This window comes from Mycobacterium sp. E735 (assembly GCF_001666955.1).
Lineage (GTDB): Bacteria > Actinomycetota > Actinomycetes > Mycobacteriales > Mycobacteriaceae > Mycobacterium.
In genome coordinates, this window is sequence record NZ_LZIX01000236.1 from 1 (window position 1) to 19006 (window position 19006).

At 68.7% G+C, this 19006-nt stretch carries 20 protein-coding genes and 1 pseudogene; 11 read left to right on the plus strand and 10 right to left on the minus strand.

Annotated features, from left to right (window positions below; all coding sequences use genetic code 11):
* Nucleotides 1-541 (minus strand): SRPBCC family protein (locus A5704_RS28455; protein WP_255396414.1); only part of this gene is annotated, 541 nt, incomplete at its 3' end.
* Nucleotides 542-548: 7 nt separating this feature from the next.
* Between A5704_RS28455 and A5704_RS19035 the strand changes: the two genes are divergently transcribed.
* Both A5704_RS19035 and A5704_RS19040 read left to right on the plus strand, forming a co-directional pair.
* The gene (locus A5704_RS19035) at nucleotides 549-749 is read left to right on the plus strand and encodes a hypothetical protein (protein ID WP_156737707.1); all 201 of its coding nucleotides are present in this window, start codon (nucleotides 549-551) and stop codon (nucleotides 747-749) included.
* A gap of 1 nt (nucleotide 750) precedes the next feature.
* Nucleotides 751-1551 (plus strand): hypothetical protein, encoded by an 801-nt coding sequence (locus A5704_RS19040; protein ID WP_067890496.1) that lies wholly within the window; start codon nucleotides 751-753, stop codon nucleotides 1549-1551.
* Here the strand turns inward: A5704_RS19040 and A5704_RS19045 are convergent.
* Complete coding sequence (locus A5704_RS19045; RefSeq protein WP_197508508.1) at nucleotides 1548-3356, minus strand: hypothetical protein; 1809 nt, start codon at nucleotides 3354-3356, stop codon at nucleotides 1548-1550. The genes A5704_RS19040 and A5704_RS19045 overlap by 4 nt on opposite strands.
* Here A5704_RS19045 and A5704_RS19050 point away from each other — a divergent pair.
* Nucleotides 3322-4266, plus strand: a complete 945-nt coding sequence (locus tag A5704_RS19050; RefSeq protein WP_156670205.1) for an NAD-dependent epimerase/dehydratase family protein — start codon at nucleotides 3322-3324, stop codon at nucleotides 4264-4266. The genes A5704_RS19045 and A5704_RS19050 overlap by 35 nt on opposite strands.
* 66 nt (nucleotides 4267-4332) lie before the next feature.
* Here the strand turns inward: A5704_RS19050 and A5704_RS19055 are convergent, their stop codons facing one another.
* From A5704_RS19055 to A5704_RS19065, 3 genes are read right to left on the minus strand one after another with little or no spacing between them, the layout of a single operon-like run.
* Nucleotides 4333-4692 carry a DUF2304 domain-containing protein gene (locus A5704_RS19055; RefSeq protein ID WP_067758790.1) on the minus strand — a complete coding sequence of 120 codons (360 nt, stop codon included), beginning with the start codon at nucleotides 4690-4692 and terminating at the stop codon, nucleotides 4333-4335.
* Complete coding sequence (locus tag A5704_RS19060) at nucleotides 4689-5390, minus strand: glycosyltransferase family 2 protein (protein ID WP_067780387.1); 702 nt, start codon at nucleotides 5388-5390, stop codon at nucleotides 4689-4691. The genes A5704_RS19055 and A5704_RS19060 overlap by 4 nt, the downstream gene beginning before the upstream one ends.
* Before the next feature lie 23 nt (nucleotides 5391-5413).
* Nucleotides 5414-6691: a hypothetical protein gene (locus A5704_RS19065; RefSeq protein ID WP_067890499.1), complete on the minus strand. Its 1278-nt coding sequence runs from the start codon at nucleotides 6689-6691 to the stop codon at nucleotides 5414-5416.
* Nucleotides 6692-6780: 89 nt separating this feature from the next.
* On the opposite strand from A5704_RS19065, the gene A5704_RS19070 reads away from it, so the two are divergent.
* Nucleotides 6781-7866, plus strand: a complete 1086-nt coding sequence (locus A5704_RS19070) for a DUF475 domain-containing protein (RefSeq protein ID WP_067758783.1) — start codon at nucleotides 6781-6783, stop codon at nucleotides 7864-7866.
* On the opposite strand, the gene A5704_RS19075 is transcribed toward A5704_RS19070, so the two are convergent.
* Both A5704_RS19075 and A5704_RS19080 read right to left on the minus strand, forming a co-directional pair.
* Nucleotides 7863-8555, minus strand: a complete 693-nt coding sequence (locus tag A5704_RS19075) for a hypothetical protein (RefSeq protein WP_067890502.1) — start codon at nucleotides 8553-8555, stop codon at nucleotides 7863-7865. The genes A5704_RS19070 and A5704_RS19075 overlap by 4 nt on opposite strands.
* A 67-nt stretch (nucleotides 8556-8622) precedes the next feature.
* Nucleotides 8623-9111 carry an inorganic diphosphatase gene (locus A5704_RS19080; protein ID WP_067758773.1) on the minus strand — a complete coding sequence of 163 codons (489 nt, stop codon included), beginning with the start codon at nucleotides 9109-9111 and terminating at the stop codon, nucleotides 8623-8625.
* A 114-nt stretch (nucleotides 9112-9225) separates the two neighbouring features.
* Between A5704_RS19080 and dacB the strand changes: the two genes are divergently transcribed.
* Genes dacB through hpt form a run of 4 tightly spaced genes read left to right on the plus strand, consistent with a single transcriptional unit; the run spans nucleotide 9226 to nucleotide 13254 of the window.
* Complete coding sequence (dacB, locus tag A5704_RS19085) at nucleotides 9226-10611, plus strand: D-alanyl-D-alanine carboxypeptidase/D-alanyl-D-alanine-endopeptidase (RefSeq protein ID WP_156670204.1); 1386 nt, start codon at nucleotides 9226-9228, stop codon at nucleotides 10609-10611.
* Nucleotides 10608-11651 (plus strand): zinc-dependent metalloprotease, encoded by a 1044-nt coding sequence (locus A5704_RS19090; protein ID WP_067890523.1) that lies wholly within the window; start codon nucleotides 10608-10610, stop codon nucleotides 11649-11651. Before dacB ends, A5704_RS19090 begins: the two co-directional genes overlap by 4 nt.
* Entirely contained in the window at nucleotides 11630-12592 is a 963-nt protein-coding gene (tilS, locus tag A5704_RS19095) for a tRNA lysidine(34) synthetase TilS (RefSeq protein WP_067781692.1), read from the plus strand. The genes A5704_RS19090 and tilS overlap by 22 nt, the downstream gene beginning before the upstream one ends.
* 50 nt (nucleotides 12593-12642) lie before the next feature.
* A complete protein-coding gene (gene hpt / locus A5704_RS19100; protein WP_067758765.1) occupies nucleotides 12643-13254 on the plus strand; it encodes a hypoxanthine phosphoribosyltransferase in 612 nt (203 codons plus the stop codon).
* Between the two features lie 122 nt (nucleotides 13255-13376).
* Here hpt and A5704_RS19105 read toward each other — a convergent pair whose 3' ends face one another.
* Nucleotides 13377-14123, minus strand: a complete 747-nt coding sequence (locus A5704_RS19105) for an SIMPL domain-containing protein (protein WP_067758763.1) — start codon at nucleotides 14121-14123, stop codon at nucleotides 13377-13379.
* A 462-nt stretch (nucleotides 14124-14585) separates the two neighbouring features.
* On the opposite strand from A5704_RS19105, the gene A5704_RS19110 reads away from it, so the two are divergent.
* Nucleotides 14586-14885 (plus strand): PE family protein, encoded by a 300-nt coding sequence (locus A5704_RS19110; protein ID WP_067890505.1) that lies wholly within the window; start codon nucleotides 14586-14588, stop codon nucleotides 14883-14885.
* A gap of 11 nt (nucleotides 14886-14896) precedes the next feature.
* Nucleotides 14897-16132, plus strand: coding sequence for a PPE family protein (locus A5704_RS19115; RefSeq protein ID WP_067890508.1), 1236 nt, complete (start codon nucleotides 14897-14899; stop codon nucleotides 16130-16132).
* Nucleotides 16133-16279: 147 nt separating this feature from the next.
* Here the strand turns inward: A5704_RS19115 and A5704_RS19120 are convergent, their stop codons facing one another.
* Nucleotides 16280-17803 (minus strand): adenylate/guanylate cyclase domain-containing protein, encoded by a 1524-nt coding sequence (locus A5704_RS19120; RefSeq protein ID WP_067781687.1) that lies wholly within the window; start codon nucleotides 17801-17803, stop codon nucleotides 16280-16282.
* Between the two features lie 186 nt (nucleotides 17804-17989).
* Nucleotides 17990-18340: a hypothetical protein gene (locus tag A5704_RS19125; protein WP_067781684.1), complete on the minus strand. Its 351-nt coding sequence runs from the start codon at nucleotides 18338-18340 to the stop codon at nucleotides 17990-17992.
* A gap of 173 nt (nucleotides 18341-18513) precedes the next feature.
* On the opposite strand from A5704_RS19125, the pseudogene A5704_RS27870 reads away from it, so the two are divergent.
* Nucleotides 18514-18807 (plus strand): annotated as a pseudogene (locus tag A5704_RS27870) (PE family protein); the annotation flags it as partial.
* Nucleotides 18808-19006 lie beyond the last annotated feature (199 nt).

Genomic DNA, 19006 nt, shown 5'->3' on the forward strand with positions numbered 1-19006 from the left:
GGGTCTCCCGGTTGCCCTCCGCAGCGAGCGACGAACACCAGTGGACGCGGTACGTCGACGTGGCCGGGCCGGTCGGCCAATTCGTGATCAAGAAGACGAACCCGGCGCCGTTGAACACGATGCTCAGGTTCGGGAAGACGTGGTAGGAGAACGTGCCCTGGAATGGCAGATCACCGAGGCCGGGAAATACGCACGGGAACGGTGAGAGCGATTCGCCGTCGATGCCGTCGCGATACGAGACGAGCATCCGGGAATGGCCGTTGCGCAGCAGCTGTATGCCGGTCGCCGACTGCTGAAGTGCGCGCGCGGCCGTGGCGCGGTGCACGTAGTTGACATGGTAGGTCTCGAGATTGGCGTCGACGGGCAGCTTCCAGTTGACCGGGACGTCGCGCACCGTGCGATCCACCAGGTGCAGCCGCCCGTCGAGCTCGGCGAAGTCGCTCAGCTCCTCGCCGACCGGCCCGGCCACGTCGACGTACCGCGTCCACTGGTGTTCGTCGCTCGCTGCGGAGGGCAACCGGGAGACCCACGACGCCTTCATCGCGGTCTTGTCCCAGGTGCTCTTCGAGGACCTCGGCGTCCTGCCCGGCGCCCAGCGGTCGCTGAACGCAGGAGCCCTCGAGTCGCTGCGGCTCGGCTACCACGAGCGGCGGATCTATTATCTGCACGAAGCCATCGACCGGGCCATCGGCATCGAGCGCGTCCCCGAATCTCTTTGTGTATCACAGCTTCTCGGCCCGGACGAGTGAGGTGCATCCCTTCGTCGCGCTGATGCGCCGCTACTGCATCGACTATACGAACTCGCACGACCAATCGGTCTGCGCGGAGATCATGGAGCCCGACTACGTCGTGCACATCAACGGCCTGGCGCTCGTCCGGTCGACCACCTATGCCGACGCCGTTCGCCAAATCTTCGACGCCGCACCGGGTCTGGGCATCGTCGTGCACGAGTTCGTGCTCAACGGCGATCGCCTGTGCATGCACTTCAGTGAGCACGCGGCCATGCCGGCGGGACAGAAGCGCGCTCTCACCTGCTGGCGCGGCGTCGGACTGTACAAGTGGAACGGCACTCGTTTGACGGAAAACTACGTTGAGCAGGACTACTTCGCGATGCGGGCCCAAATCGCCGGCGGCCAAACGCATCCGCTGATCCCGCCGCACATCGATCCATGGATGTCGACCGAGGCGGTGCCCGCCGACCCCGACGCCGAAGCAATCGTGCGCGCGTGGCTGGAAAGGGGAGATCTCGCCGACGCCGACGTCCACGAGATCGACGACGAACGCATCGGCGCCACCCACCAAGCGGTGCTCGATCCGCGCGGCGTCGTGGTCAACGACTTGTTCTCCGCGGGCGACGACGTTCCGTTCCATGTCACGATCCACGGCGCCTACCGGGGTGGCCTGGGTGCCGGCTCCGAACCATTCGTCGGAAAGCCGGCCTCGTTGCACGCCGCCGGGATCGCCCGCGTCGCCGATGGCGCCGTCGCCTCCGTGAAAGCCGTGACCGGACGCGCTCAGACGTTCGCTGAGCTCAGACGTGACGCGCGTTAGGCCGGCGCGAGGAAACCCACCGGGCCCGACGCGACGCACAACGCCAGCGCGGTGGTGTTGGCGCGCACGGTGATCGCATCCCCGGCGCCCGGCAGGCGGGCGAAGACGCGGTTGAGGCCCGGGTGCACGGGCACCTTGGCTTCCGGTCCCTGCGTCAGCGCCAGCGTCATGGTTCCCTCGCTGTTGGCCAGGTAGTTGAGCTCGACGCTCCAGTCGGCCGGCAACAGCGGTCCGTCGAGAACCAGGCGCGCGGGCTTGTCCGGCTGCGCGAAATACCCGCACTGCGGCATGGGTCCCGGAACGATCGTCCGCACCCAGGTCACCCGCGCCTTGACCAGTCGGCCCGAGCTGTCCAGCATCCGCAATTGCGTTGTCGCCGAAGCGAATTCGGGCCTATCCCGGAGCAGGGCGAACAGGTGGCTGGCCAGGTTCTCCGGTGCCGCCACCCGCTGCAGCACCAGCGGATCGACCTCCTGGTCGAGCAGCGGGGCGGTCGAGGCGGCGTGTGCCGCGGCCAGGTCGGCCCGAGCGTTCCGCAGATAGGGCTGGGCCGGGTTGTCGCGCCAGCTGGTCAAAAACGTCGCCGTCGAATACAGGCTGCTGGCCACGAACAACACCGCCAGGCCCAGCGTCACCGCCGCGCGCCTGGGCGAGGCATCGAGCCAGCGCGGCGCGGCGGGCCGGTTCGGCGCGCACAACGCGACGGCGGCCAGCAGCGCGAGCACAAACACGAGATCCGGGAAATACCGCAGGGTTTGGGCGAGTTCGAGTGCGGTCTGCTTCGACGAGCGCATCAGGTAGATCGGCACCTGGCAGGCGACCGCGTAGCCGGCGGCGGTCACCCACACCGGCCCGATGCGCTGCTTGCGCAGCAATGACACCGCGAGGGTGCCCGCCAGCACCAGCCAGCCGAGCGCCATCACCAACGGCGGGGGCGTCGCCCACGGCGAGGCGGGTGCCCAGCGGTCCCAATGCCAGGGCCCGCCGGCCAGCCCCGGCACGATGCCGTGGGTGATCGATCGCGCCAGCAGCTCGGAGGTCATCGCCAGGTCCGAACTCCAGCGCCGCTGGTTCACCACAGCCAGGTACAGCGCGATCCAGCCCGCGGTCAAAGACAGCGTCGGGATCCACAACCGCAGCCCGGCCCGCCACACCGTGAGCAGCGCCGCCCGATCCCCCTGCACGTGGCGCAGCAGCGCGGTCACCGCGAACGCGACGAACGGGATCACCGCGGCCTTCTCGAAGAACAGCAGCCCGCCGAAGTACACCAGCGTCCCGGTCACCGCGTAGCGCCCGTTGCCGGTGCGGACCAGCAGCACGGCGTCGCCGCACACCCAGGCCAGCGCGGCCAGCATCGGCAGCGAGTTCAGCGCCGCCGCCCACCAGGCGAACCCCGGCACCGCCAGCGGGGTGAACAGCGCGAACGTCAGCGGGATCAGCAGCACCGGCCGCCAGCCCAGGATGACGTGCAGGGCCCGCAGCAGCGCCAGCGAGGCCAGCAGCTGCAGCACCAGCAGGCTGATCGCCGGCCCCGTCCAGTTCAGGGGGGCCAGCCGGATGATCGCGCCGCCGACCAGGAAGGCGCCGGGCATGACGTGGCCGTCGTGGTCGTCGAACAGGTATGCCGGCGACAGCAGGTTGTGGGTGCCGGCCTTGCCGATGAGGATCAGGTCGTCCCAGTAGAAGTAGCCCCCGAACGCCAGCGCCGCGCGTATGCCCAGCGCAGCGGCGATCAGCGCGATGGCCACGGCCGCTATGTATGGTGGGCCGGTGCGCGCACTGGTCACCGGAGCAGCCGGATTCATCGGGTCGACGCTAGTCGACCGCCTCCTGGCCGACGGCCACGCGGTCGTGGGGCTGGACAACTTCGCCACCGGCCGTGCGACCAACCTCGAGCACCTGGCCGACAACCCGTCGCACGTCTTCGTCGAGGCCGACATCGTCACCGCCGATCTGCGGGCGATCCTCGACGAGCACCGGCCCGAGGTGGTGTTCCACCTCGCTGCCCAGATCGACGTGCGGCACTCGGTCGCCGACCCACAGTTCGACGCTTCGGTCAACGTCGTCGGGACGGTGCGCCTGGCCGAGGCGGCGCGGCAGACGGGGGTGCGCAAGGTCGTGCACACCTCGTCGGGCGGGTCCATCTACGGCACGCCGCCGGTGTATCCGACCCCCGAATCGGTGCAGCCCGACCCTGCCTCGCCGTACGCCGCGGGCAAGGTGGCCGGCGAGATCTACCTGAACACCTTCCGCCACCTCTACGGCTTGGACTGCTCGCACATCGCGCCGGCCAACGTCTACGGCCCCCGCCAGGACCCGCACGGGGAGGCGGGCGTGGTGGCGATATTCGCCCAGGGGCTGCTGTCGGGCAAGCCCACCAAGGTGTTCGGCGACGGCGGCAACACCCGCGACTATGTGTTCGTCGACGACGTGGTCGACGCCTTCGTCAAGGCCGCCGGCGAGGCGGGCGGCGGTCAGCGCTTCAACGTGGGCACCGGCGTGGAAACCTCGGACCGGCAACTGCACTCGGCGGTGGCCGCCGCCGTCGGCGCGCCCGACGACCCGGAGTTTCACCCGCCGCGGCTGGGCGACCTGAGGCGGTCGTGCCTCGACATCGGTTTGGCCGAGCGGGTTTTGGGGTGGCGGCCGCGGGTGGGGCTCGACGACGGCGTGCGCCGCACGGTCGAGTACTTCCGCAAGACGCGCGCTCTTTGACGTTGCGCCGAGCGTGGGTACAGCTCGGGTGTGCGTTCGCGGCTCGAGTGCACGCGGGCCTGGGGGCTAGACGTTCGACGCGGATTGAGGAGCGTCGGGCTCCTCGGCGCCCTCGAGCGCGACCGCCCGGGCGAGGCGCGCGTAGCGCAGCTCGAGGTCCTTGAACCGCATGTAGGTGCTGAGCGTGGTGAAGCAGAACGCCATGACGAGCGCGTAGAGCATCAGGTCCGTGCCGCGGCGCACCCCGAACCAGTTCGCGACGACCGTGGTGTCGTCGGGCCGCAGCACGGCATAGACGCCGGCCAGCACGAAGACGACGTAGCCGACCTTGACCCAGGCCCGGGACCGCGCGTTCCTGCGGGACCGTAGCAGGTAGACCAGCAGCGCGATGATCGTCCCGATCAGCAGCACCTGGATCCAGTTCATCGTGAAGTCCTCCCTCGCAGGAACCCGTCGAAGATGATGTTCACCCCGTTGAGGAGCGGCTGGCCCTTCGACTTCGAGTAATCGGTGTAGAGCACCTCTACCGGTTGTTCGACCACGCGCCAATGGTTTTCGGCGATCAGCATGATGAACTCGTTGGCGTGGCTCATCCCGCTCATGGTGATGTCGAGCCCGTCGGCGACCTTCTTGTTGAAGACGCGCAGCCCATTGTTGGTGTCGGTCAGGCCAAGTCGGCGACCGCGCCGGCTCAGCCGCGCGGCGGTCTGCAGCACCAGCCGCTTCAGGAACGGCGGCCGGGCGCCGACACGGGCGCCGAACCGCGTCCCGATGACGACGTCGACGTCCTCCGCGCAGAGCCGGTCGACCATCGCGGCCAGATCCTTGACCCGGTGTTGCCCGTCACCGTCGAACGTGGCGAAAACCTGCGCCCCAGGCTGTTTGCGCGCGTACTCGACGCCGGTCTGGATGGCCGCGCCCTGCCCCAGGTTGATCGGGTGGCGCACCAGGTGAGCACCGGCGCGCCTGGCGATGTCGCCCGTGTCGTCGGTGCTGCCGTCGTCCACGCACACGACGTTGTCGAAGACGGAACGCACATCGGCGACCACCTCGCCGATGACGGCGGCTTCGTTGAAGGCCGGGATGACGATCCAGGCGCCCGAGTATTTGGCTTCAGTAACCATCTAGCCCACCAGGTTAGCCAGGATCAGCCGGCTAAGCGGTCGGCGCGCGCCAGCGCCACCAGATGAACGCCGATTCCGACCAGTGGGCCGCACAACAGGCCGACCACGGTGCGCGTCTGCAGCGCCAGCGGCAGGAGCAGCAACAGGCCCGACGCGACCGTCGCGCCCACCCAGCCCAGCGCGTATGCCCGGTGCAGCGCGGCCGCGACGGCGCCCGCACCGGTGAGCGTCAGCATCGCGATCGCCACCGCGGCCGCCGTCAGCCAGGCCAGGAGCGCCCCGCCGGCGTGGTACTGCGGCCCGAACGCGACCCGCAGCAGCCAGGGGCCCACCACCCCGGCGGCCAGCACCCCGACCGCGCCGATGCCCCCGATGATGCCGGCCGGGGCGATCAGGGCGCGGATGCGGTCGCTGCGCGCGTCGACGAAATGCGCGATCAGGTTGCCCTGCATGGCCGTCAGCGGCACCAGCAGCGGCGCCCGCGTCAGCGTCACGGCGAGGATGATCACCCCGCCCTCGGCGCCGAGCTCGTTGCTGGTCAGCTTCAACAACACCGGAAACCCCATCACCAGGATCGCGCTGGCGCCCGCGGCGGTGATCGAATGGGCGGCCCCGCGGAGGAAGGTCTGGGCCCCGCCGGGTGTCAACAACCGGGAGGCCGCCCGGGCCGAGGGCGACGCGACCAGCATGATCAGCCACGCGACCGCGCCCGCGACCGTGGCCCACAGGAAGCCGACCAGGCGCCAGCCGAGCAGGACGGTCGCGGCGGCGACGGCGACCCGGATGACGGCGTCGGTGACCATCAGGGCTCCGTAGCCGGTCCATCGATCGGTGCCGGCCAGCATGCCCAGCAGGGTGGCGTGCACGCAGAACCCGGCCAGCCCGACGCTGAGCAGCCCGACCGACAGCCAGCGTTCCTCGACGAAGACCCGCCCGCTCCACAGCGGCGAGGTGCCGGCGATCACCACGGCCGCGCCCACCCCGACCAGCATGGCGACCCGCAGCGGGTGGGTCCGCGGTTCGTCGGCAACGCGCAGGACATCCGGGAGGTGCCGGGTCGAGCGGACCTCCCGGGTGGTCTCTTGGAGCAGACCGTTCGCGGCGCCGGTGACCAGACCGAAGGCCCCCCAAAACACCCCGAACACCGAGAAGCCGCCCGGCGCCAGGTCGCGGGCGGCGAGGTAGATGACCGCGTACCCGCACAGGGCGGTCAGCGCCGTCGCGGTGGCGACCCGGGCCACGCTGCCGCGCGTGATCGGACCGGCGCCGGTGGACGCTGGGGTACCGCCGACTTCGGGCATCGCCACAATCTGAAAATAGTAAGTCCCGTGGACACGGGTCTGCGGCGGCGACCGCTGTTCGCTATCGTGGGCGGCTGTCGGAAAGGACCTTGGCCGCCTTGCGCATCTTCGGGATCTCGCTGTTGGTCACCGTGGCGGCCCTCGCGGTCGGATATGCCCACGGCGGCCTGAAGGACCTCTTCCTGCTGCTGGTGCTCGCCACCCTCGAGATCTCGCTGTCGTTCGACAACGCCATCATCAACGCCGCGATCCTCAAGCAGATGAGCCCGTTCTGGCGGCAGATGTTCCTGACCGTCGGGATTCTGATCGCGGTGTTCGGGATGCGGCTGCTCTTCCCGCTGTTGATCGTGTGGGCGACCGCGGGCCTCGATCCGGTTCGTGCGATGGAGTTGGCGCTGCATCCGCCGCCGCACGGCGCGCTGGAATTCCCCGACGGCTCACCGAGCTACGAAAAGCTGATCGCCGCCGCGCATCCGCAGATCGCGGCGTTCGGCGGGACCTTCCTGCTGATGCTGTTCCTGGATTTCGTCTTCCACGACCGAGACATCAAGTGGCTCAAGTGGATCGAGATCCCGTTCGCCCGCATCGGGCGGCTGGGCCAGGTGCCGGTGGCGGTGGCCGCTGTCGCGCTGGTCCTGGTGGGAACGGGATTGGCGCATTCCGGTGCGGAGCGGGCGACGGTGCTGACGGCCGGGTTGCTCGGGCTGGTGACGTACCTGGTCGTCAACGGTCTGAGCCGGGCGTTTCGGCCGCCGGACATCGAGGCGGCCTCGGCGGGAAAAGCGGCCGGCAAGGCCGGCCTGACCATGTTTCTCTATCTCGAGGTGCTCGACGCCGCGTTCTCGTTCGACGGGGTCACCGGCGCCTTCGCGATCACCTCGGACCCCGTCGTCATCGCGCTGGGCCTCGGGCTGATCGGGTCGATGTTCGTCCGGTCCATCACCATTTTCCTGGTCAAGCAGGAAGCGCTGGACCGCTACGTCTACCTGGAACACGGCGCGCACTGGGCGATCGGCGTGCTGGCGGTGATCATGCTGCTGTCGATCAACCCGCACTTCGAGGTTCCCGACGCCCTCACCGCTTCCGTGGGCGTGGTGTTCATCGGGGCCGCGCTCGGCTGGAGCGTGTTGCGCAATCGGCGCCAGGCCAGGGCGGCCGCGTCGCCGGCGGCCTAGGCCTCGATCTGGCCCGCGATGCGCCGTTCGATGCTGACCCTCGCGGGGGCGGGCAGCGCGATCAGGCCGTCCAGTTCCTTGCTCGCCCGCACGTAGGCATGCTGTCGCTCCTCGCGGGTGGCGGCGTCGTCCTGCGCGAGGTGCAGCAGGCTCTGGGCCCGCGCCATCCGTTGTTGCTCGTCCGCCGAGAAGTCGCTGCGGCGCCGGCGAATCGCCTCCGCCTCGGCGATCTCGAACGCACTGATGTACTCGTGGACGGCGTCGCGGTATTCGGCCAACGCGTCGCGGTCGCCAAGCAGACCTTCGGGCGGTTCCGGCCGCAGTAGGTCCGCATGCCGCTTCGCCTTGTGAAACGCGACGGTCAGGGGAGCCCGCATATCGGTCATCATCGGGAAGTCCAGCAACCGCGCGATATCGACCTCGTAGTCGAGCCACCGCGCGTCGGTCCGATCATGCGCCTCAACGAGTTTGGCGATCTCTCGTCGGTCGCTGTCCCGGTTCGTCCGCGCCCGCCCGGAGGCCTCGGCCACCGCGATCTTGGCTTGCTGCTTGAGCCGATACCGTTCGAGCCGTCGCTCGGCCCGCCGCTCGTTCGCGGCGGCGACGGCCCGAAGGCCTCCACCGATTGCGCCGCCCAGCGGGAAGACCAGCCACCAGAAGTTGGCCGCGAAATGCAACACCGGGGTCACATCGCCAGGATGCCACCGGAAATCGGTGTGCGGTTACGCCGTGAGCGTCACCGCACGCCGTAAGGCGTCAGTGCCCGTTCGACTTGAACCGCTCCACCGAGCGCTGCACCTCGGCCTCGGCGTCCGCGCGGCCGACCCAGTCGGCGGCCTTGACGAACTTGCCCGGCTCGTTGTCCTTGTAGTGCTCGAAGAAGTGCTTGATGTCGTCCAACTCGTACTGCGGGACGTCGCCGATGTCCTGTACGTGATCCCACCGGTGGTCGCCGGCCGGCACGCACAGCACCTTGTCGTCGCCGCCTTTCTCGTCGACCATGCGGAACATCGCCACCGGCCGCACCTCGATCAGCACACCCGGGAACACCGGCTGGGGCAGCAGCACCAGCGCGTCCAGCGGATCCCCGTCCTCGCCGAGGGTGTCCTCGATGAACCCGTAATCAGCGGGATAGGCCATCGGGGTGTGGAGATAGCGGTCCAAACGCACACGTCCGGTCTCGTGGTCGATCTCGTACTTGTTGCGCTGGCCCTTCGGAATCTCGATGGTCACGTCGAATTGCACTGGGCGCTCCTTAGATCTGGGCGTTTCGCGGTGGTCCGTTTGCGTCGGGGATCACCCTAGTCGAGGCCTGTGCGGCGGATTCGGCAGAATGGGCGGGAGACAGTCAGGAGAGCGATGGGTCCCACTCGCTGGCAAAAATCCACCCATGTGTTCGTCGGGTTGGCCGTGCTGGCGTTTGTCGCCGCGGTGGTCGCGGCGGCAACGTTTTTCACCTCGGCGGGGCACGGCGGCAACAATTCGCACGCCCCGATGCCGCCCCCACACGCGCCGACCGTCAAGCCGGGAATGGTCCCGGTCAGCGACACCGCCGAGACACCGAGCCCCGCCGGGGTGGCGGCCGTGCTGGGGGCCGTGGCCGCCGATCCCAACCTCGGCAGGTTGGGCGCCCGGGTCACCGACGCCCTGACCGGAAAAGAGCTCTGGCAGGTCGCCAACGACATGCCGCTGGTGCCGGCGTCGACGAACAAGGTGCTGACGGCGGCCGCGGCCCTGCTCACGCTGGACCATCAGGCTCGGATCAGCACGCGGGTGGTGGCCGGCAGCCAGAACGCCCAGGGCCCCGTCGTGCTGGTCGGTGCCGGTGACCCGGCGCTGTCGGCCGCGCCGCCCGGCGTCGACACCTGGTACCGCGGATCGGCCCGGATCAGCGACCTCGTCGAGCAGATCCGCCGCAGCGGCGTGACGCCAACCGCGGTGCAGGTGGACACCTCGGCGTTCAGCGGGCCGACGATGGCGCAGGGATGGGACGCGGCCGACGTCGACAACGGCGACATCGCGCCGATCGAGTCGGTGATGATCGACGCCGGGCGCATCCAACCGACCACCGTCAACTCCCGGCGCTCCCGCACCCCGGCGCTGGACGCCGGGCGGGAGCTGGCCAAGGCCCTTGGCCTGGACCCCGCGGCGGTGACGGTCGCGACGGCCCCGTCCGGCGCGCGGCAGCTGGCCGTCGTGCAGTCGGCGCCGTTGGTCCAGCGGCTGTCGGAGATGATGGACCACTCCGACAACGTGATGGCCGAATGCATCGCCCGCGAGGTGGCGGCAGCGATCAACCGGCCGCGCAGCTTCGCCGGCGCCGCCGATGCCGTGTCCAACCGGTTGAGCACCGCGCACGTCGACACCGGCGGCATCACGCTGATGGATTCCAGCGGGCTTTCCGTCGACGACCGGTTGACCGCCAAGACACTCGACGGCGTGCTGCAGGCGGCCGCAGGACCCGACCAGCCGGCGCTGCGGGCGCTGCTGGACCTCCTTCCGATCGCCGCGGGCAGCGGAACGCTGGGCGACCGTTTCACCGATGCGGGCTCCAATCAGGGGCCGGCCGGCTGGTTGCGCGCCAAGACCGGATCGCTGACCGCCGTCAACGCCCTGGCCGGCGTGCTCACCGACCGCAGCGGACGGGTGCTCACGTTCGCCTTCATCTCCAACGCCGCCGGACCCAACGGCCGCAACGCGATGGACGCCCTGGCCACCAAGCTGTGGTCCTGCGGGTGCTCATGAGCCCGCCCTCGGAGCTGACGCTCGGCACCGCGGTGGACTGGGGCTTCGCGGCCACCGTCGGCCAGCGGCTGGCCCGGCCGGGGCCGCCGTCCAGCGACTACACCCGGCGGCAGGTGATCGACGAGCTGACCAACTCGGCCGCAAAGGCCGAACCGCCGGTGCGCGAGGTCACCGGGTTGGTCACCCAGGGCGCCGTGCCTGCCGCCCGCATCGTCGACCGCCCGCAATGGATCGGCGCGGCCGCGGAGTCGATGCGGGTGATGATGAACGGCGCCGAGAAGCCGCGGGGCTTCTTCACCGGCCGCGTCACCGGCGCGCAGACCGGCGCCGTGCTGGCGTTCGTGTCGTCCGGGATCCTCGGCCAGTACGACCCGTTCGCGGCCGCGAAGCAGGGCTGCCTGCTGCTGGTGTATCCGAACGTGATTGCCGTCGAGCGGCAACTGCGGGTCGAGCCCTCCGACTTCCGGCTGTGGGTCTGCCTGCACGAGGTGACGCACCGGGTGCAGTTCACCGCCAACCCGTGGCTCTCCGAGCACATGTCGCAGGCGCTGGCGCTGTTGACCCGGGACGTTGGTGAAGACGTCGGGCAGGTAGCGAGCCGGCTCGCGGATTACGTGCGCAACCGCGGCAACGGGGCGCCGGACAGCCCGTCGGGAATCGTCGGCCTGGTGCGCGCCGTGCAGTCCGAGCCGCAGCGGCAGGCCCTCGACCGGCTGCTGGTTCTCGGCACGCTGCTGGAGGGCCACGCCGACCATGTGATGGACGCCGTCGGGCCAATGGTGGTGCCGTCGGTCACCACCATCCGCCGCCGGTTCGACGAACGCCGCAACCGCAAGCAACCGCCGCTGCAGCGCCTGCTCCGCGCTTTGCTGGGTCTCGACGCCAAGCTCAGCCAGTACACCCGCGGCAAGGCGTTCGTCGACCACGTGGTGGGCAAGGTCGGTATGGAGCGGTTCAACGTCATTTGGACCGGACCCGAGACGCTGCCCCTGCCCGCCGAGATCGAGGACCCCCAGCGATGGATCGACAGGGTGCTGTAGGGCAGCTGCGTGCGGCTGTCGAGGCGTTCGTCAAGGCTCACGTCGCCACCGTCGAGCAGTGGTGTGTGGCGCTGTCCGGCGGCCCCGATTCGCTCGCGCTGACCGCGGTGGCGGCCCAGTTGCGGCCCACCACCGCGGTGATCGTCGATCACGGCCTGCAGCCGGACTCGGCCGGCGTCGCCGAAACCGCCCGGGCGCAAGCCGTCGGTTTGGGATGCGTTGCGGCGCAAGTGGTTCGCGTGCGTGTGGGGAACGAAGGTGGCCCCGAAGCCGCGGCCCGCGCGGCCCGCTATGCCGCGCTGAGCGCGTACCACGACGGGCCGGTGCTGCTGGGACACACGCTCGATGACCAGGCGGAGACCGTGCTGCTGGGGTTGGGTCGCGGGTCGGGTGTGCGGTCGATCGCCGGGATGCGGCCGTACGACCCGCCGTGGGGCCGGCCGTTGTTGGGTGTTCGGCGCGCCGTGACCCACGCAGCGTGCCTCGAGCTGGGTGTGACGCCGTGGCAGGATCCGCACAACTCCGACCGCCGCTTCACGCGGACCCGGCTGCGCCTCGAGGTGCTGCCGCTGCTGGAGGACGTACTGGGCGGCGGGGTGGCCGAGGCGCTGGCCCGCACGGCGACGGCGCTGCGCGAGGACACCGAGCTGATTGACTCCCTCGCTGCCCGGGCGCTGCCCGAGGTGAAGGCCGAGGCTGGGCTGCAGGCGCAGGCCCTGGCCGCGCTTCCCGCCGCGGTGCGGCGCCGGGTGATCCGCGGCTGGCTTCTGGCGGGAGGGGCAACCGGCCTGACGGACAAGCAGATCCGCGGTGTCGACGCCCTCGTCACCGCCTGGCGCGGGCAGGGCGGGGTGGCTGTCGGGTCCGCGTTGCGTGACGAGCGTTTGATCGCGGGGCGGCGCGACGGGGTCCTGACCCTGTGGCGCGAACCCGTCCGGTAACCGCAATACCGGGGTCGCCGTTGGTTATTCGGCCGTTGGCGTGGCACTCTGTGGGCGTGGCCCAGATCTCCTCGGCGATCACCCCCGCGCAGCCCGTGGAGCTGTACCCGGGGGACATCAAGTCGGTCCTGCTCACCGCCGAGCAAATCCAGGCGCGAATCGGCGAACTCGGCGAGGAGATCGGCGGGCACTACCGCGACGTCATGGCCGAGACCGGCCAGGATCTGCTGCTGATCACCGTTCTCAAGGGCGCTGTGATCTTCGTCACCGACTTGGCGCGGGCGATTCCGGTGCCCACCCAGTTCGAGTTCATGGCCGTCAGCTCCTACGGGTCCTCGACGTCGTCGTCCGGTGTGGTGCGGATCCTCAAGGACCTGGACCGCGACATCCAGGGCCGCGACGTGCTGATCGTGGAGGACGTCGTCGACTCGGGCCTGACCCTGTCCTGGCTGCTGCGCAACCTCACCAGCCGCCATCCGCGGTCGCTGCGCGTGTGCACGCTGTTGCGCAAGCCCGACGCGAAGGGCGCCAACGTCGAGATCGCCTATGTGGGCTTCGACATCCCCAACGACTTCGTCGTGGGCTACGGCCTGGACTACGACGAGCGCTATCGCGACCTGTCGTACATCGGCACCCTGGATCCGAGGGTCTACCAGCAGTAGCCCGCCATCGGGCTAGCGGCGATCGTGAGCGCGGCGGAGCCGGGTGAAGCGGGTCGCCGCCATCGGGCTAGCGGCGATCGTGAGCGCGGCGGAGCCGGGTGAAGCGGGTCGCCGCCATCGGATCAGTCCAGCTCCCACACCGCGGTCACCGAGAAGCTCACGGTCTGCTGGCCGGGTTCCAGCGGGACCGCGCTGGGCATGGCCCTCGGCGGCGCGGGCGGTCCACCCGTCGTGGGTTCGGTCGCCTCCGAGATGGACAGCACTCGGCCCAGCCGGAGTCCGGACAGCTGTGCGTACTGCTCGGCGCGGTTCTTGGCGTCGTTGAACGCTCGCGCGCGGGCATCCTTGACCAACTGCGAATCGTCGGTGATGGAGTAGCTCACCGACTTGATTCGGGTGGCGTCGCCACCCGTGCCGACGATGAGGGCCAGCATCCGCGACGCGGAGTCGGGCGGGTGGATCCTGACCGTGATGGCATTGGTGGCGCGGTACCCGGTGATGGTGGCGGTCCCGTTGGGCCCCGGATTGCTGAACTGTGGCTGCAGCGTGACCTCGGTGGTGCTGATGTCCTTGCGGTCGACGCCCGCGCCGGCCAGCGCATTGATGACCGCTTGCTGGCGGTCGTTGGTCTGGTTCATCGCCGAGGTCACGTCGGGCGCGGTGAATTCGATACCGACGTCTGCGGTCAGGGTGTCCGGAACGCCCTGGACCTGCCCCGACCCCAAGACGGTGACCTGACGAGGATTCACGCCGGGCGCGGGCGCCGACGGTGGGGAATCGCAGGCCGACACCGTGGCGGTAGCTAACCCGGCGACGACCAGGGTGATCCACTTGCGGGCAAATCTCGGGGCATTCCTTGCGACCGGCATGCCTGGCACCCTAGCCGTTGACGCAAGCAGAGGCTACGGGTTGCCCGGTACCAGGCGATTCGGGCGGTTCTTATGCGCGAATGTCGCTGTGCACCATTGGTATTGGTGCCAAATCGGTAATGTCGCCGGCATTGTGGCACGCCCAGGCCGCATGCGCCCGTCGCACGGCGGCGTTCGGCCGTCCTCTGCATCCCGCAGGCAAACGTTGACTGCCAATCCAGCAACCACATATAAGCACATATATGACTCTAAACATATTGGTTTGCAATAACTTTCATGCAGAATCCAAATGTTCCAGCACTTCCGGTCAGCTAAGTGAACAGTTACCGACCCGGTCATGAATTGGCAGTCCCAAGGCTGTCCTTCCTGGGCATGCCTCCCCTAACGTGTCCAGGCGTCTGATTCGGTACCCGACAGCTGGTGCTGAAAGTTATTGATTACAAGGTGATTTGAGGAGGGGATATGCCGTTCGTGATGGCGCAGCCGGAAACGATCGAGGCGGCGGCCGGAGAGCTGCATGGCATCAATGCGGCGGTGTGGGAGGGCAATTCGGCCATGGCCGCGCCGACGACCGGGGTGGTTCCGGCCGCCGCGGATGTGGTTTCCATATTGACCGCGGCGCAGTTCTCGTGGCACGCGAGGCTCTTCCAGGCGGTCAGTGGCGAGGCCGCGGCGGTTCGCGAGCAGCTGGCGACGACGCTCGGTATCAGCGCCGGTTCCTATGCCGCCACGGAGATCGTCAACACTGCCGCGGTCGGTTAGGCGGAAGGGCAATGCTGGATTTCGCGCAGCTACCGCCGGAGGTCAACTCCGCGCTGATGTATTCGGGACCCGGCTCGGGGCCGCTGCTGAGTGCCGCGGCGGCGTGGGACGGGCTGGCAGCCGAGTTGCATGCCGCGGCGTCCGCCTATGGCTCGGTGATCGCGGGTCTAGGCGACGGGCCGTGGCAGGGCCCGGCCGCGTCCGCCATGCTGGCGACCGCCGCGACCCAAGTGGCGTGGCTCCGCGGCACGGCCGGGCATGCGGAAGAGGCCGCCGCTCAAGCGATGGCGGCAGCGGGCGCCTACGAGGCGGCGTTCGCCGAAACGGTGCCGCCGCCGGTGATCGCCGCGAATCGGGCCCTCTTGATGGAGCTGCTGGCGACGAACGTCCTCGGTCAGAACACCGCCGCGATCGCGGCCACCGAGTTCCAATACGGCGAGATGTGGGCTCAGGATGCAGCCGCAATGTACGGCTACGCCGGCACGTCGGCTGCGGCGGCGACCTTGCCGCCATTGGAGCCGGCGGCACCCACCACCAATTCGGCCGGGGTCGCGGGTCAGGCCGCGGCGGTGACCCGAGCGGCCGCGAACAGCGGTACGCAGAGACTGGACGCGGTGCCGCAAACGCTGTCGTCACTGGCCGGGTTGCCGAACAACCCTGCGGCTGCCAACCCCACGTTCTCCCTGGGCGGAATCAGTCTGAACCCCGAAGGCGATGGGCTCGTCATCGGCGGCCCGCTGGGCGATTTGTTGGAGGGGCTGACCGGGTCGCAGACCTTGGATGCCAGCACGCCCTTCGACGCGTTCATCCGATTGATCTCACCGACACGGCTATTCACGACCTCGTTCAAGGACATACAGAGCATCGCTCAGGGCATGATGCCCGCCGCGAAGTCCGCCACCGAGGGCGCCGCTAAGGCCGCGGAAGCGGCTCTGCCCGCAGCGGTTTCGGGCGGCGCAGGCCTGGGCTCGATCGGGTCGATAGGCGGTGCCGTGGGTAAGGCTGCGTCAATCGGTGGTTTGTCCGTGCCGGCCGGTTGGGCGAGCGCGGCCCCGGCCGCTTCGCCGGTCACCCTGGCGGTCAACGGATTCCATTCGGCGGGGGCGGTCGAGCCCGCCACGAATGCGGTCGGTGGGGTGCCGATGACGCCGTTCGGTGGGACGGGCCGCAATGCCGCGGGCCAGTTTGTCGCGCCCCGATACGGCTTCAGGCCGACGGTCATCGCTCAACCCCCCGCGGGCGGCTGAGAGTTGAAGCGTTAGAAGCGTGTCAGCTGAAATATGCAGAGCTATCGAACATTTCGCCCTGCGGTGGTTCGTCGAGTGGTTTCGATCGAATGGCGGCCGCGAATGTGAAAGATAAGATTCCGCCAAATGGGTCACCCCTCCCGAGCGTCAGCCTGAGATCGCCTCCCGCCGCGGGTCGAGGCAATAGATGTGCAGTGCAGCGGATTTTCCTTTCAGCGCGTGAAATCCGCGGTCGGCGAGCGTTGCCGGTCGAGTGGCCAGGGAGGCAACGGTCTGGCCGGTGAGAAGGATTGCGTCGCCGGTGGTCTTGGTGAGCTGCTCGACGCGCGCTGCGACGTTGACCGTGTCGCCGATGAGGGTGAACTCCAGCTTTCCCGCGGCGCCGATGGTTCCGGCGATCACCGTACCGGTGTTGATGCCGATGCCGATCCGAAGGTCCGTTTCGAATAGTTCTGTGACGCGGCGTTGAATTCGCACCGCGGTGCTCACCGCGGCGTCCGCGTGATCCGTGAGGTCGTTGGGGGCTCCGAACACCGCCATAGCGCCGTCGCCGAGGAATTTGTTGACATGCCCACCGGCGTCGACGACCGCAGGCACCACGATTTCGAAAAGCGCGTTTAGGCGGGCAACGGTGTCCTCGGCGGTGTTTGCCTCGGCGTACGGCGTGAAGTCGCGCACGTCGACGAACATCACCGTCACCTCACGGCGCTCGCCGGTGAAAACATCGTCACCCTGTTCGAGCAGTCTGGCCGCCAGGGCGGGGTCGACGTAGGTGCCGAATGCTGCCTGAAGTCGTTGTCGCTCAGCCAAACCCGCTTGCATGCGATTGAACGACGCCACCAGCGCGCCGAGGTCATCATCCTGGACCACCGGCAGGCGTTGTCCGTAGTCGCCGGCCCCCACCCGCACCGTTGCATCGGTGAGGTCGCGAATGGGCCGAAATGACGGCGAGAGCATCGCAACGACGGTGATCGGTACCCCGACGACAAGTGTCAAGGCGCCGGCGGTCACAAGGGAGAGCACCGGGACTCCTCTGCCCCGATCCAGCGCTACCGCCACCATCGCGGCCATTGCGGAGAAGGTGAAAATGGAGCCCGCTATCGAGAGGCCCAGCCAGGTGGCGAAGGTCGGACGAGCGCGCGGGAAGTCGTCGCCGATGCCGGTATTTTCGGCAAGGGCTGCCCTGACTGGTCGCGCCGCTCCCTCCCCGAAATTGTGCACACCGATCAGCGCGGTAGCCAATCCTGCGGCGGCACCGACGATCCCGTACTGAATCAGCCGCGTCCCGCTAGCTCCGGCAATCAAACCGACAACCGTCAAGAGCACCACGACCGACGTCGCTATCAACCAAAACGCTCGGATATCGGCCATTCGAACCCAGTCATAGGTACCGGCCAGGGCCTTCGCCCGATCAACCTCACGGCCGGCCGCCCACTGTTGCGCCAGTCGCAACCGTCCAATGCCGGGAACAAGACTTACGAAGCTCATCACCAGCGTTACGACGGTTGCGACGACAGATGCTTCCACGTAGTGACTGGACTTCTCGAATGCGACGACGATCCACGACCAAAGCAGGAAGACCGGCAGAGTCGAGATGAAAACCGCTATCAAAAGCGCCCACCAATACCTCGCCCCGAACCGGTCCCACGCCCACTGCCAGATGCGATCCATGCCGGCAGAGTAAGCCGGCAAGCGAGCACGGCATCCGGTTTCGGGTTCGCGACGTTACGGGCCGAGTCGCAGACCAAACCGTCGGGGTGCGCAACGACGAGATTGGCCGCCGCATTTTCCATGACGGCGGTCGTGAGCGGTGTCGTGGCGGCCAGAGGGGCCGAAAAACAGATGACTGCGGCGAGCTCAGTCGCGCGAGGACTCCGCCGTCGGGTTCGGCATCAGCACGCGCTGTCGGGTCGTCACACGGAACGGATCCGGCGACTGACCGTCGCCCAGGACCGCGTGCACATCCTCGGGCGTGATCAGGCCCAGTTCTATCTGTAGCCAGGTAGCGCTGAGCCCGAACGCGTGCGCGGCGCGCCTGGCCTCTTCGGCATCGGGAAAGTCGTCCGCGTTGGCGCGCCCGCCGGCCCCGTACCAGCGCCCTTTCGTGACGCCACAGGCGTCGCGCAACTGCTCGATGGTGATGTCGCGGTTCAGCGTCGCTTCAAGCAGGCGCTTCAGCCCCCAACCTGCGGCATTCGTTCGTGGCATCCACCCAGAGTAACCCGGTGCCGAAACCCGGGCAAAGTGTCTCCACCTGCGAGTTCGTGACTGAAAAAATGAAAGCATGGCAGAGAGCTAGACAACAATTCCGAATTTATGACATAGTGTCCGCAAGCACGACAACACGAGCCGGATTCCGGCATTGCAGAGGAGAAGACCAGATGTCGTTCCTGACCACGCAGCCCCAGCTGCTGTTAGCCGCGGCGGGCCAGCTGCAGGCAATCGGCTCCGAGCTAACCGCGGCCAACTCGATGGCCGCGTTTGCGATCACGGGCGTGGTCCCGGCGGCCGCCGACGAAGTCTCGGCGATGACCGCGGCCACCTTCGCCGCTTACGGCCAGCAGTATCAGGCGATCAACGCCGAGGCCAGCATGATCCACGAGCAGTTCGTCAGCGCCCTGGGAATCAGCGCCGATTCGTATGCCGGAACCGAAGCCGCCAATGCGACACAAGCCGCGGGCGGCCGCGTCGCACCCGCCATGCCCGTCCATCTGGCTCCGGGCGGACCCGCTCACACGTCGCCTGCCATGCCCAGTCGCGTGGCGCCCGCCGTGCCCAACCGCGTGACCCCCACGGTGCCCGCCCGGCCGGCGACCGCAGGCGCGCCCCCGGCGTCCACGGCCTCGGGCTGGAGCGGCGGCGGGTATGGCGGGC